The following is a 13,478-nucleotide window of genomic DNA, read 5'->3' as shown; positions in this document are numbered from 1 at the left end:
GGTTGATTAGCAATACTTAGTTTGTATCCTCTGCTATAGTTCCCTCTCTGAGACTAATTTATACAACCGCCCCCAAACTTAACAAAATTCCCACCGAGTACCCTAAACCCCGTAAGATAGATCGGAATTCCTAATTCCCTACCCCCTACCCCCGACCCTCTACCCCTAAAGCCTAAAGCCTAAAGCCTAAAGCCTAAAGCCTAAAGCCTAAAGCCTAAAGCCTTCCTACCCTCTACCCCCTAACCTTATGCCTCGCCGGACTGACATACACAAAATCTTACTCCTCGGTTCTGGGCCGATCTCGATCGGACAAGGGTGTGAATTTGACTATTCTGGCACTCAGGCTTGCAAAGCACTGCGTGAGGAAGGCTACTACGTCATTTTGGTCAATTCCAATCCGGCGACGATCATGACCGATCCAGACACGGCAGATCGCACCTATATCGAACCGCTGACACCAGAATTCGTCGAAAAGGTGATCCGTCAAGAACGTCCCGATGCCATGCTCCCGACGATGGGGGGACAGACGGCTCTAAATATCGCGGTGAGTCTGGCGAAATCTGGCGTATTGGAAAAATATGGGGTCGAATTAATTGGCGCGAAACTACCTGCGATCGAAATGGCTGAAGATCGGCTGTTATTTAAAGAGGCAATGGCGCGGATCGGCGTACCAGTTTGTCCGTCAGGCATCGCTACCACCCCTGTAGAGGCACGGGAAGTCGCCAAACAAATAGGGAACTTCCCATTGATCATTCGTCCCGCCTACACCCTCGGCGGTGCTGGAGGGGGGATCGCTTACAATCAAGAGGAATTTGAAGCGATCGTCCAAACCGGACTCGAAGCTTCACCTGTCGATCAGATCTTGGTCGAGAAGTCACTGCTGGGCTGGAAGGAGTACGAGCTAGAGGTGATGCGGGATCTAGCGGACAATGTCGTGATTATTTGCTCGATCGAGAATATCGATCCGATGGGGATTCATACTGGAGATTCGATCACGGTCGCTCCAGCCCAAACCTTGACGGATAAAGAGTATCAGCGGTTGCGCGATGCGTCAATTAAAATCATTCGCGAAATTGGGGTCGAGACAGGAGGTTCTAATATTCAGTTTGCGGTACATCCCGATACAGGGGAATTTATCGTCATCGAAATGAATCCGCGCGTCAGTCGGAGTTCGGCACTAGCTTCCAAAGCAACGGGATTCCCGATCGCTAAATTTGCCGCGAAACTAGCAGTGGGTTACACGCTCGATGAGATTCCCAATGATATTACTAAAAAAACGCCAGCTTCCTTTGAACCGACGATCGATTATGTAGTTACTAAAATTCCTCGGTTTGCCTTTGAGAAATTCCCTGGCTCCCAACAAACCCTGACAACTCAAATGAAGTCAGTCGGCGAAGCAATGGCGATCGGTCGGACATTCCAAGAGTCATTCCAAAAAGCCTTGCGATCGCTCGAAATCGGTCGGTTTGGCTGGGGCTGCGATCGGGATGAATCCTTACCCTCGATCGAGCAGGTGCGTTCGCTGTTGCGGATTCCCACCCCCGAGCGGATCTTTAGTATTCGCCATGCGATGCAGCTCAAGATGTCCCTCGAAGATATCTACGATCTCACAGGTGTCGATCCGTGGTTCCTAGACAAAATGCAGGATATATTAACCACCGAATCTTTCCTCAAAACGCAACAATTAACAAATCTCACTAAATCGCAACTATGGGATGTCAAACGGCAAGGATTTAGCGATCGCCAGATTGCCTATGCAACCAAAACTCACGAAGATATCGTCCGCACTTATCGCAAATCACTCGGCGTAATTCCCGCTTATAAATTAGTTGATACCTGCGCCGCCGAATTTGAAGCCGAAACGCCTTACTACTATTCTACCTACGAGGAAGAAACTGAAGTAATTCCATCCGATCGGCGGAAGGTGATGATTTTAGGCGGTGGCCCCAATCGGATCGGACAGGGGATCGAATTTGACTACTGTTGCTGTCACGCTGCTTATGCACTCAGTAAGCAGGGATTTGAGACGATCATGGTCAATTCCAATCCTGAAACCGTCTCGACTGATTATGATACTAGCGATCGCCTGTATTTTGAGCCGCTGACCAAGGAAGATGTGCTCAATATCATCGAGGCGGAGCAGCCGGAGGGGATTATCATTCAATTTGGTGGGCAAACGCCGTTGAAGTTGGCGGTACCGTTGCAGGAGTATTTGGACGCAGAGGGCGCGGAGAGAGGGGAGAACGCGGAGAAGGGGATAGTGGAGACGAAGATTTGGGGGACTAGTCCTGATTCGATCGATATGGCGGAGGATCGGGAGCGGTTTGAGTTGGTGTTGCGCCAGTTGGGGATTCAGCAGCCGGAGAATGGGATGGCGCGGAGTTATCTAGATGCTCTACATGTCGCCAATCGGATCGGGTATCCGGTAGTAGTACGTCCCTCGTATGTATTGGGTGGACGGGCGATGGAAATCGTCTATTCGGATATCGAGCTGGAACGCTATATGACCTATGCGGTACTGGTGGAGCCGGATCACCCCATTTTGATCGATAAGTTCCTGGAGAATGCGATCGAGGTCGATGTAGACGCGATCGCGGACGCATCGGGGATGGTGGTCATCGGCGGCATTATGGAGCATATCGAGCAAGCGGGGATTCACTCTGGGGATTCGGCTTGTTCGCTCCCCTATGTATCGTTGACAGATAAAACGGTAGCTACGATTCGGGAGTGGACGGTACAATTAGCTCAAGCTCTCAAAGTGATCGGGTTGATGAATATCCAATTTGCCGTCCAAGGTGAGCAGGTATACATCATCGAAGCAAATCCCCGCGCTTCTCGGACGGTACCATTTGTAGCGAAGGCGACGGGTGTACCTTTGGCTGGCTATGCTGCCCGCATCATGTCTGGAGAAACACTCGCGGGCTTGGATTATACCGAGGAAGTGATTCCCACCCATATCGCCGTCAAGGAAGCTGTGCTACCTTTTGACAAGTTTCCAGGTACCGACACCATCTTAGGTCCCGAAATGCGATCGACTGGTGAAGTCATGGGCATCGATATCGATTTTGGTCGCGCTTATGCCAAAGCCGAACTCGCAGCGGGACAGAAATTACCACTCACTGGGAAAGTATTTGTGTCGATGAGCGATCGCGATAAACTAGCAGTTGTGCCTGTGGTTCGGGATTTGATCGCGCTGGGCTTTGAGATTATCGCGACTTCTGGTACTCAGAAGGTATTGGAAGAGCATGGCTTGGTCGTCGAGTCAGTGCTAAAACTTCATGAAGGTCGCCCCCACGTGGTAGACATCATCAAAAACGGTCAAATCCAACTGATTATCAATACTCCATCCGGTGAGGAAGCTCAAGCAGATGGTAAATTGATTCGCCGCACGGCTCTAGTCTACAAGATCGGGATGGTCACCACGATCGCGGGTGCCAAAGCTACTGCGGCGGCGATTAAGTCGCTCCAATCTCAGCCGATGGAAGTCAAGGCGTTGCAGGACTACATCGGGTTGGGTCGGTGAAGTAATTGGGTAATGGTTGGTGGGTGGCGGAGATCTTACCCACCCGCACTATAAATGTGCTGCCCGTTGGGCACCCCTGTTTTGGAAAGGTGCTCTACTTGCCTGTACCACCGTATCGTCCCGCCTTTGTTCCCACGGCTCGGGTCACCCGAGCCGACGACCATGGAACGAACCCAAGCGGGGGAAACCCCTGTTCCCGCACTTTCCGCTCCAAGGAGGGGAGTTTTTTAGGCTGTGGCAATGACTGTGCGGTGACGGGGGGTGTTGGGGGTAATTGTGGGAGCTTGGAAACCTGCATCGATTAATGCTTGGGCGATATCGAGGGTAAAATAGCGATCGAGATAGGGTTCGGTACTCTTGAGTAGCGTCAAGATATATGGTGCCATCTGGGCGTAGATTTCTGACTTGGGATTCATATCCATAATCGCAATCTTTCCGCCTGGTTTGAGCAACCGTTTGGCTTCCGCAAAGATCTCGCGGGTAGCTGTCTGGGGTAGTTCGTGACAGATCAGAAATAGCGATACCAAATCGTAACTATCTGCGGGCAAACCAGTCGATTCTCCGGCGGCGTGAACCCAGTTAATTTGCTGAGATTGTTTTTGCTGCGCTCGATAATTGGCGATCGATAGAAAGTAAGGTGATAGATCTAATCCAGTTAGTTGCGCCGCTGGATATACCTCCTGCATCGCAAATGTACTCATCCCCACACTGCAACCGATATCGAGGATATGTTGAGGTGGATTGGGTAGAGCTTGGACGACCAGATCGTGATAACTTTGGCGGAGTTGACTATCCCCAGCTTTGCCAGTTTCTGCAAAAATTTTGGCGTGAACCGAGTAGGCGGCGACTTCGACTTCCATCGCGGCGTCCCAGCTCATATTCCCCTGCTCGTAAGCATGAAAGGAAGTGAGATAATACTCGGGGTAGTCTAGATGGGGGTTGGTAACCCGAGCTAAATCTACCTCCCACTGCGGTGACAATGGCTCAGAACCACCTCGCGATCGCAAAAACTTCACATCGTCCCGCCAAGCTACACCGATCGACTCCGCCCGTTTGATAATCAATTCCCGTGCTTGATATTTGGCAAATTTGGCAAGGGGTTGAATTGAGAGCAAACCATTTACCAATTGACTAACAAGACGATCTGTAGGGTTGATAGTAGCTGTCATAACTGCGGGTTTGATAAATTTTGCGCTTGAGTCTTCTATTGTATAGTTACTCACTGCCCATCCCAAACTCCATCCTCACGATCGCGATCGTCTATTTACAACTTCCGATCGCTTATCTGTAACGATCGCTGCATTACAGACAAGCGACCGAGAATCGGCTACTATTTTTCCAAACCGCTCTGTTGAAGTCGGAGTGAGCCAGCTAAAGATATATCGAGCCTACCCAACTTTTCAACTACCTGCTTAATATTTAATTTATAAATTCTGCCATCATGAACACCAATAACCAACAACCAGATTCACCTCAAACCGATGCTGGTAAAATTGCCAAGCGGAAGATCGAACCCCTTCGTAAAGCCGACCCAGCTCAAGTTACGACTTATCAACAACCAGCCGAAGTCCTTCAGTCAGTCGTATTCCAGCAGTCGCGCACCTGGTCGCGAGGGATCGTCTGGACGATTCTCGGAATTACCGTGGGCTTGGTCACCTGGGCTTGTCTGGCACCGCTGGAAGAAACAGTCAGCGTCCAGGGCAAACTCGCACCAACCGATAAAGTCAAAGATGTCCAAGCACCAGTCGGTGGGGTAGTCAAACAAGTATTCGTCAAAGATGGGGATAAAGTAACCGCAGGTCAACCCCTAGTGAGCTTGGAAGCTACCGTTCCCCAAGCGACACTCGCTTCCCTCCAGCAAAATCTCGACTCGATGACTGCGGAAACTCGGTTTTACCGCAACTTGCTCAGTCAAGGGATCGATAAAGTCAACCCCCAAACCCTCGCACAGCTCAATGTCCGCCCCGAAATCCTCGCCCTCACCACCAGTCGTAACTCGATCCTCGCGGAGAATCAACTCTATCGCGCCGAACTCAATGGCACGAATACAGCTAGCCTCAACCCCGAACAACGCCAACGACTCCAATCTAGTCGTGCCGAACTGACTTCCCGCGTGAATTCCGGTCAGTTAGAAATCGGTCAAGTTGACAATCAAATGCGCGAAAATCGCGGCAATCGCGCCGCGACAAATGAGTTACTGACTGACTCTCAAGCAGTAATCGCCAACATCAATGCCAAAGCAGCGGCTCAGCGATCGCAAATTGCCGCTCAACTGCTGGAAAATCGCAACCGTCGTCAATCTGCTCAAAGCTTATTAGCTAGCAATCAAGCAATTCTCAATAACTTGAAACCTGCGGGTGAAGCAGGCGCACTCTCACGCAACCAAGTACTCAAACAAGAACAGGAAGTGATTGCGCGGGAAGGTGAAGTCAGACAGCTCGATGACCAATACCAGAAACTAGCGCAGGATGAACAAGAACTACTGGCTACCTCGCGGTTAGAAATCCAGAATCAACAGCAACAAATCAAAAAAAATCAGCAGGATATCGATCGATTGGATCGAGAATACAACCGCCTGACGATGGCAACCAATCAAAGTCGCGAGAAGCTCAAAAATAGTGTGGCGACATCGAGCAAAGATTTACTCGCCAAAATTGCTAATAATGATCGGCAGATCGCCGAAGTTGATGGGCAACTAAACAAAATGATTGTCGAGATCGATCGCAAAATTACCGACATCAATAGTCAAATCAGTCAGGCAAAAATGAACCTCAAATATCAGAATATTACCGCCCCCGTCAGCGGCACGATCTTTGAACTCAAAGCCGGAAACCCGGGATTCGTCGTTACTTCCAGCGAGCCAATCTTGAAAATAGTCCCGAATACAAATGTTAATGCCAAAGTATTTATCAGTAATAAAGATATTGGCTTTGTCAAACCAGGAATGCCTGTCGATGTGCGGATTGACACTTTTAATTTCAGTGAGTTTGGGGATGTCAAAGGGAAGGTGGTCTCGATCGGTTCTGACGCGCTCCCCGCAGACCAAGCGCACCCTTACGAACGTTTTCCAGCTACAATTGCGCTCGATCGTCAGAGTATGAAGATCGAAGGTAAAGTGGTCGATCTGACCTCTGGATACTCACTAAGTGCCAATATCAAACTCCGCAATCGGACAGTGATGAGCATCTTTACTGACATGGTTGTCAAACAAGAAGATTCGCTCAAAACGGTTCGCTAGACTTGTGAATGTAATCCGCTAGTCGCGATCGTTACCCGCACTTGAATTGAGGGCACGGAGCTAGTCGAACGGAGCGGAGCGGGACGCTTTGCCATGAGACTAGCTACCAACCAGCCCAAACCAATCGCGCCGACAATGGCCGCAATAAATAGCCAAGTTTTACCTAAAATCTCTAGCAGTGATGGGGTTGTCGATTTGGCTAGCTGGGGTGGCGGTTGGGTAGGGGTGACCTGCGGCGGCGGATCGGTTTTCAGCGGCGGCTGTACGGCTACAGGAGCCGAGGGGGCGTGAGTATTCACCCCACCAATCGCGCGCTCGGATTTGAGAGCTGTGAGGATATCCTGAGCGGACTCAAAGCGATCGTGTGGACGGAGCTGGAGCATTCGATCGAGGATCTCCGCTAGCCGGGGACTGAGGCTGATATGTTCGCGCCAGTTCCAGCTAAAGTTTTGAGGATCGATCAGATCTGGCGGTTCTTTGCCAGTCAATAGGACTAAACTTGTCGCTGCCAATGCGTACAAATCGCTGTGTGGAAATACTGTTCCGCGCTGGATCTGCTCGTTGGGCGCATAGCCAACTTTTCCCAACCGCGTCGGGACATCATTGTTACTCGCTCCATTGCCAGGTACGCATTGGGTGGTCGCATTTACGGCTAGCTGTTTGACACCCCCAAAGTCGATCAGCACTGGCAATCCATCACTAGCGCGTTTAATCAGATTGTCAGGCGAAATATCGCGGTGAATCACGCCAAGGGCATGGATGTAGCCCAGCACGGGTAAAATTTGGGTGAGAAACTCTGTGATTTCAATTTCTGTAAATGTTTTGCCCTGTTTTAACCGATGACGGAGGAGTTGCTGATAGTTAGCTCCAGCGACATAATCTTGAATTAAAAATAACTGCCCCACACTACCGCGATTTACCCGAAACATTTCCCGAAACATCGGGATTTGAGGATGTTGCAGTCGATACATCACCCCCGCTTCACGCTCGAATAATTCCTGTGCTTTAGTCAAAAATGCTGTGCCCTGAACTTGTGGTGCAAATTCTTTGAGTACGCAGGGTTCATTAAACCGATTGATGTCTTCGCATAGATATGTCCGCCCAAATCCACCGCGTCCGATCTGTTTGGTAATCCGATAGCGATCTCCCAGTAGCAAGCCTGCTGTCATTTCATTACTGACACTGACAGCGAGCTGACTCCCACACGCTTGACAAAAACGGTTGAGATCGGGATTTTCGTGTCCGTTAGGGCAAAGTATGGTCATTACTGCTCAAAAATATCTCTCCTTAGGATACCCGCCGCTCGGCACCACAATTGCTAAATTGCTCACATCTTCTCTGCGGTCCAAAATCCCTAGTCAGGTAAGGTCAGGGAAAAGGGCGATCGCTTCTGCAACTAATTTTGCAGTTAGACTATTAAATCTTCAAATAATCGCTCGATCTGCGGTACCAACTCATCAGTCAAATATACTTGAGTTTGCTGGTGAATCTGGCGGCTGGCTCGCTCACTCGATTCATTGACCAGATCTAATAAGCGATCGCACGAGATCGCATACTTTAATTGAGTAGGTTTGTTGCCATCTTGAGTGCGATCGAATAGCCCTGTCGGTCGCACGCACACTTCACTAGATATCAATTCCTGCTTGGGATTGAATCTCACACCATTGCTCACGAAGTAAAAGCGATCGGCAGCCTTGAACTGCGGTAGGTTGGCTTGAATAAAACTACTGACATATTCATTACTCATTACTCTTCTCACCTTCGCTACTGGTTGAATCCGAGTGGCGATAGTTTGTTGCAATGCTTGAATAGTTAGCTTGAGAGTAGTGAGCGTATGTTGTTGTTGATTTACCAGTTGCTCTTTGATTTCAGTTTCGATATGAGTTAGTGCTGATTCCATGAATAATTCAGCATCTTTTTGGAAATCAAACTGCAAAACTCCTGTAGAGCTAAATTCCAGCTTGGACTTAAACCAGTGAATGGGATGGCGCGGTGGAAAGCCTCGCTGTTCTTCCATATTTGCCAAATGAGCGGTCATCACTCGCTGCAAAAATGGCATCCGCTCTTGTTCTTTCGCCAATAAAAACTGTCTAAACGATTGATTGAGCCGCTCTTGAATTTGCTCGATCCGATCGATCGATCCATCATCGAAAGTCGCTTGTAATCGCTCGACCCGATCGAGACTTTCCCGCCGCAGCGCGCCCAGATCGATATCTGCCACATCAACAGTGATGACTTTGCTACTATCCATGCGCTCGCCTCAGTACTCCTAAACTCTAGATCCGACTCCAACCAATGCAGATCGCCATGTCATGGCTGCTGGCTCGACATCGCAGCGGTATCGCTACAGCCAAGATTCCTGCTGGTGCTTGAGTATTTATTTTAGCCTACTCTCTCAAGCAAATTGGTAAACAATCGATCGACTAAATCTAAATCTTTATTCCCTGGGGAGACTTCTACCCCACTGGAGAGATCGATCCCATCTGGCTCTAGCTGGCTCAATGCGCTATTGATATTGTCAGGTGTCAACCCACCAGCTAAAAACCACGGCAGCGAGGGTCTAAAGGCAGCTAGCTGCCCCCAGTCCAACGTCTGTCCCGTACCGCCGAGCACAGCCGGATGATAGGCATCGAGGAGGAAACTATCGACCACTTTACTATAGGCGGCGATCGCTGCTAGATCGTTGCTACTGCGGACTCGCCACGCCTTGATGATTTCGGTATCTGGGAGAGCTTGACGCAACTGTTGACAAAATTCGACAGATTCGCTCCCGTGGAGTTGCACTGTATCGAGCTGTATCAACCCGACAACATGGGCGATCGTCATTACCGAAAAATCAGCAAATACGCCAACAGTATTGGCTACAGGAGCCAACTGGGCGACTAGTGTCTCCAATTGAGCGAGCTTCAAATAACGTGGCGAACTCGGAACGCAAATAAACCCCAAATCTGTCGCACCCCTGTGAGCGATCTCCATGCCTTGTTCGACGGTGGTTATGCCACAAATTTTAATCCGCATCATCCCAATTATCAAGAAATGTATCTATTTTTGCCACTAGTTGTTAATTATTAGCACAAATTGTGAGCTGTAGTTACCGATCGCCTAATAATTGTGGCATGAGTTTCAATCAACAGGCTTAAACTTTTGTTAAATAACTTCATCATTGCTGCTATTCCCCATACCGAACCGTGGGGGTTTAATACGGCATTTGTGATGATTGGTGCCAATTTAGTGGCGGTAGCGATCGGTCGATCGATCTTTGCATCTGCGCGTTTTCGCCAGAGCGCGAATCCTGCAACCAACTCTAGCATACCGATTGGGACGAGTCTCCTCACTAACTTCACTGTGGTTGAATTACTCGCTAGTATGAGTTTTGGACATCTGCTCGGCGTCGGGGCAGTACTAGGATTGACCAATATAGGTGTAATTTAGGATCGCGAATCGCTGTCAACTGGTTGCCCGATCGCGATCGAAAGTTATCATTAAATGTCGATAGAATACTCTAAGCTGTTAAAATATCTCTAATTTTTCAGGAGTACATGATGTTAAATTCTAGCTTGTTACTTGCGGCTACAGGCCCGATGACCCAACCTTGGTCGCCCACAGTGGCGATCGTGATGGTGGGTGCTAGTCTGCTCGGTCTGTTGGCGGCAACTAAAGCCAAAAAAGTTGGGCCAACTCTAGTTGGTGGTTTGACAGCGGCTCAGGTCATTGGTGGTGCTTGCTTCGGACATCTTCTCGGTACGGGTGCAGTCCTCGGCTTGACTCGTATCGGTGTCATTTAGGGCAATTCGGGTGTAGTAGACCCAGGGTGCCCCTGGTGGGTACCCTCAGATCTAGGCTTTGACTCTCACCCAATCGATCCTAGACGCACGCTGCTAATTGTTTGCAAAGAAATAATCGTTCGGGTCGATGCCAGGGGAAAATCGACCACACTAGTTCGCTCGAAACTAGTTCGTAACCTAATTTTTCGTACAAGTTCCGACCGCGTTCGTTATCACCCATAACGTGGAGATGAAGTTCGGAATATCCCCACGAGCGGGTCAATTGTTCGCAGTTCTCTAGCAGCCCTTGGGCGATGCCGCGCCGCCGAAAGTCGCGACTGACTGCTAGATTCGAGATGTAGACATACCGATGTGGAGTGGGCTGACGATAATTATGCGATGTCCGTACCCCGACTTCGATCGTCCCGATTACTTGGGTGGAATCGCGATCGGTATAGACAGCGATCGAGCAAACTTGTTGCTGGATCTTGTTGGGGTTGGTACTGGGGACATTGGATCGGAGCCGATGACGGAGATCTTCAGCGATACCGAGTTTGAATAGCGGTGTAAACCAGGCCATCCAGCCGCGATCGAAATGAAAGCTGCGGGTGATGATGTCCGCCACGCAATGTATTTCGTCCTCTCGTACGGCACGAATCTCAATTTGATGTGGCTGAATGGCGATCGCCCGAACGATGTTGATGGTGTCTGCAGTCATGTCTAAATTACTCGGGTTTGGGCTGAGTGCAGCGATCCTGCTACATCGATTGACTCGACTACACGCAATCTTGATGAATCGAGAAACCAACTATTTAGATCGGTGGTTAGTCGATCTACAATTAAAATTGACAAGCTTACAGAGCTAGATCTATATCATAACTTATTTAGTCGATCGTGCAGTCGATCGAGTTAATCCATTGGCATCTCACCCCAAACATCCAGCCCCCCCGGAACAGCCAGCCGCTACTGCGGAGCGTGACGCATCCAAACCACCGATCGTGTTGGTGGAAACCGCTTTTCTAGCAAGCACTGCCAGTCTCCTGTGGCTATTAGATTATTATTTTCCAGTCGGGCCGATCTTTAGAATCTTTTTCCCAATTCCAATCGCCTTGATTTATTTGCGCTGGGGGCGGCGAGCGGGGTGGATGACTGCTCTAGTCTCAGGATTGTTGTTGTCAGTGCTGATGGGGCCAAGCCGCAGTGTGCTGTTTGTGATGCCCTACGGGGTCATGGGCGTCCAATTGGGGGCGTGTTGGCGACGGCGGTCGAGCTGGCTGGTGTCGATCTCGCTGGGTGCGTTACTCGACACTCTCGGGGTATTCTTTCGCTTTTGGTTGACTTCGTTATTACTGGGTGAAGATCTCTGGACTTACCTCATGGCGAGAATTCGCGATCTGTCGGAATGGATTTTCATTCAATTGGGCATCCTTGCCGAACCAAATCTGGTCATCGTCCAAATTTTGGCGATTGCGCTAATCTTCTTCAGTCGTTTGGTTTATGTATTTGTCGTACATTTAGTCGCGCTACTGATGTTCGAGCGACTTGGCAATCCGATTCCCAAAGCACCGCCGTGGGTGGATACTTTGTTGGATTTGTAGACTTTGCTGGATGTGTTACAGTCTTAAAGTAAATACTCGATCGCGATCGCAGCATCACTGATTTGGAAGATGTTTACCAAGAGTAAGCAGGATGCGATCGATCTAAGGTTGGGAGCGATCGACATAACAGACACTGGAACTAGCAGTTTTGCTATTTCTCAACCAGGTTGCTAGCGTCTTCCAGATTGATGAGGTAATTGTTTATATGTATATTGGTAAAGACCGTCGGTGAACTTGAATTTTTAGATAAATAAGCTAATTAGCCGTGATGCACTACCCAAACTCGGTCGGGTTTGCCGACTCACAACCAGATCGATTAGACTCATCAAAGTATTACGATTTAGCGATTATTGGGGCTGGAAGCTCATCAGCATATACTCTAATCCACTATATCACTCTGTTGGAACAGCAATGTAACTTGAAAGCTCAGTTAATACTAAATAGTGAGCATCGACAGCACCAACCTGTGCGGATCTTGGTTACTGAAAAGTCCGGTGAGTTTTGGACTGGTGTCCCCTATGGTATGCGATCGGGGCGCGACGCGCTATTAATTTCATCACTTAAAGAATTCATGCCCCAGCAGTTGGAACGCGAACATTTCATCAACTGGCTCGATCTACATCGCGAATCGATCTTCGCACCAGCAGATCGCCACGGTGAACTGGCGCGTAAATGGCTATCTGCAAACACATCGGCGATGTCTGACGGTCGCTGGGATGAGTTATTTCTGCCCCGCAGCATCTTTGGTTTGTATCTCCAGCAACGTCTGACAGCATTACTCGCAGCAGCAAGTGCCAAGGGATTAATTGAGATCGACTTAGTGAGTGTCGATGTGTTGGATGTGCGATCTATCGATGGTATTTATCGAATTGATGGTAAAAATGCCGATCGCTTTTGGGCTAAAAAATTAGTGCTAGCGATTGGTAGCCCGCCAAATGTTTTATTTGAAGAGTGTTACTCCACCGAACTGGAGTCAGAAATCTGTTGTGTAAATAATATGTACGAACCATCGTTGGAGGCAAATATCGACCGGATCTGTAACTCGTTAGAATCAGATCGATCGGCCCGACGGCAAGTATTAATTATTGGTTCTAATGCTAGTACTTTGGATGCTCTCTATAGTATCCAAAATTCGCCAAGAGCTGCAAGCCTAATCGATAAATTTATCATAATTTCTCCGAATGGGGCATTCCCACATCGGATCGGTCGGGAAGTCAGGGTGAACGCACCAAAATGAGGTATGTTTCGATCGATAAAAACTAGAACAGCTAATTTAGTAGTATTTACCAACTAGTTACGATTGCTACAATATCAACTGAAACCAAAATCAAATATGAAATCATATTAATTCAATT

At 48.9% G+C, this 13,478-nt stretch carries 11 protein-coding genes; 6 read left to right on the top strand and 5 right to left on the bottom strand.

What is annotated here, in order from left to right; genetic code table 11:
• Positions 1-247 precede the first annotated feature (247 nt).
• Positions 248-3,523 (top strand): carbamoyl-phosphate synthase large subunit, encoded by a 3,276-nt coding sequence (gene carB / locus ACEW9I_RS17245; RefSeq protein ID WP_373541563.1) that lies wholly within the window; start codon positions 248-250, stop codon positions 3,521-3,523.
• A 227-nt stretch (positions 3,524-3,750) separates the two neighbouring features.
• On the opposite strand, the gene ACEW9I_RS17240 is transcribed toward carB, so the two are convergent.
• Entirely contained in the window at positions 3,751-4,692 is a 942-nt protein-coding gene (locus ACEW9I_RS17240) for a class I SAM-dependent methyltransferase (RefSeq protein WP_373541562.1), read from the bottom strand.
• Positions 4,693-4,964: 272 nt separating this feature from the next.
• On the opposite strand from ACEW9I_RS17240, the gene ACEW9I_RS17235 reads away from it, so the two are divergent.
• Positions 4,965-6,761, top strand: a complete 1,797-nt coding sequence (locus ACEW9I_RS17235) for an HlyD family efflux transporter periplasmic adaptor subunit (RefSeq protein ID WP_373541561.1) — start codon at positions 4,965-4,967, stop codon at positions 6,759-6,761.
• Here ACEW9I_RS17235 and ACEW9I_RS17230 read toward each other — a convergent pair.
• The 3 genes from ACEW9I_RS17230 to ACEW9I_RS17220 form a co-directional block, all read right to left on the bottom strand.
• The gene (locus tag ACEW9I_RS17230) at positions 6,758-8,026 is read right to left on the bottom strand and encodes a protein kinase (RefSeq protein WP_373541560.1); all 1,269 of its coding nucleotides are present in this window, start codon (positions 8,024-8,026) and stop codon (positions 6,758-6,760) included. The genes ACEW9I_RS17235 and ACEW9I_RS17230 overlap by 4 nt on opposite strands.
• A gap of 143 nt (positions 8,027-8,169) precedes the next feature.
• Entirely contained in the window at positions 8,170-9,012 is an 843-nt protein-coding gene (locus ACEW9I_RS17225; RefSeq protein ID WP_373541559.1) for a hypothetical protein, read from the bottom strand.
• 131 nt (positions 9,013-9,143) lie between these two features.
• Entirely contained in the window at positions 9,144-9,779 is a 636-nt protein-coding gene (locus ACEW9I_RS17220; protein ID WP_373541588.1) for a phosphoribosylanthranilate isomerase, read from the bottom strand.
• A gap of 126 nt (positions 9,780-9,905) precedes the next feature.
• On the opposite strand from ACEW9I_RS17220, the gene psaK reads away from it, so the two are divergent.
• Together psaK and ACEW9I_RS17210 are read left to right on the top strand one after the other, a co-directional pair.
• Positions 9,906-10,193, top strand: coding sequence for a photosystem I reaction center subunit PsaK (psaK, locus tag ACEW9I_RS17215; RefSeq protein ID WP_373541558.1), 288 nt, complete (start codon positions 9,906-9,908; stop codon positions 10,191-10,193).
• 107 nt (positions 10,194-10,300) lie between these two features.
• Positions 10,301-10,546 (top strand): photosystem I reaction center subunit PsaK, encoded by a 246-nt coding sequence (locus tag ACEW9I_RS17210; RefSeq protein WP_373541557.1) that lies wholly within the window; start codon positions 10,301-10,303, stop codon positions 10,544-10,546.
• A gap of 79 nt (positions 10,547-10,625) precedes the next feature.
• On the opposite strand, the gene ACEW9I_RS17205 is transcribed toward ACEW9I_RS17210, so the two are convergent.
• The gene (locus tag ACEW9I_RS17205; RefSeq protein ID WP_373541556.1) at positions 10,626-11,243 is read right to left on the bottom strand and encodes a GNAT family N-acetyltransferase; all 618 of its coding nucleotides are present in this window, start codon (positions 11,241-11,243) and stop codon (positions 10,626-10,628) included.
• Between the two features lie 199 nt (positions 11,244-11,442).
• Between ACEW9I_RS17205 and ACEW9I_RS17200 the strand changes: the two genes are divergently transcribed.
• A complete protein-coding gene (locus tag ACEW9I_RS17200) occupies positions 11,443-12,123 on the top strand; it encodes a DUF2232 domain-containing protein (RefSeq protein WP_373541555.1) in 681 nt (226 codons plus the stop codon).
• A 268-nt stretch (positions 12,124-12,391) separates the two neighbouring features.
• Complete coding sequence (locus ACEW9I_RS17195; RefSeq protein ID WP_373541554.1) at positions 12,392-13,360, top strand: FAD/NAD(P)-binding protein; 969 nt, start codon at positions 12,392-12,394, stop codon at positions 13,358-13,360.
• The last annotated feature ends 118 nt before the right edge of the window (positions 13,361-13,478 follow it).

This window comes from Chamaesiphon sp. (assembly GCF_041738855.1).
GTDB lineage: Bacteria > Cyanobacteriota > Cyanobacteriia > Cyanobacteriales > Chamaesiphonaceae > Chamaesiphon.
Note: the sequence above shows the minus strand (reverse complement) of the source record. Positions and strands in the feature narration are given on the sequence as shown.

Excerpts from the sequence above, each read along its gene's own strand:
- carB (WP_373541563.1), top strand. The coding sequence starts at position 248 with ATGCCTCGCCGGACTGACATACACAAAATCTTACTCCTCGGTTCTGGG.
- ACEW9I_RS17240 (WP_373541562.1), bottom strand. The coding sequence starts at position 4,692 with ATGACAGCTACTATCAACCCTACAGATCGTCTTGTTAGTCAATTGGTA.
- ACEW9I_RS17235 (WP_373541561.1), top strand. The coding sequence starts at position 4,965 with ATGAACACCAATAACCAACAACCAGATTCACCTCAAACCGATGCTGGT.
- ACEW9I_RS17230 (WP_373541560.1), bottom strand. The coding sequence starts at position 8,026 with ATGACCATACTTTGCCCTAACGGACACGAAAATCCCGATCTCAACCGT.
- ACEW9I_RS17225 (WP_373541559.1), bottom strand. The coding sequence starts at position 9,012 with ATGGATAGTAGCAAAGTCATCACTGTTGATGTGGCAGATATCGATCTG.
- ACEW9I_RS17220 (WP_373541588.1), bottom strand. The coding sequence starts at position 9,779 with ATGCGGATTAAAATTTGTGGCATAACCACCGTCGAACAAGGCATGGAG.
- ACEW9I_RS17210 (WP_373541557.1), top strand. The coding sequence starts at position 10,301 with ATGATGTTAAATTCTAGCTTGTTACTTGCGGCTACAGGCCCGATGACC.
- ACEW9I_RS17205 (WP_373541556.1), bottom strand. The coding sequence starts at position 11,243 with ATGACTGCAGACACCATCAACATCGTTCGGGCGATCGCCATTCAGCCA.
- ACEW9I_RS17195 (WP_373541554.1), top strand. The coding sequence starts at position 12,392 with ATGCACTACCCAAACTCGGTCGGGTTTGCCGACTCACAACCAGATCGA.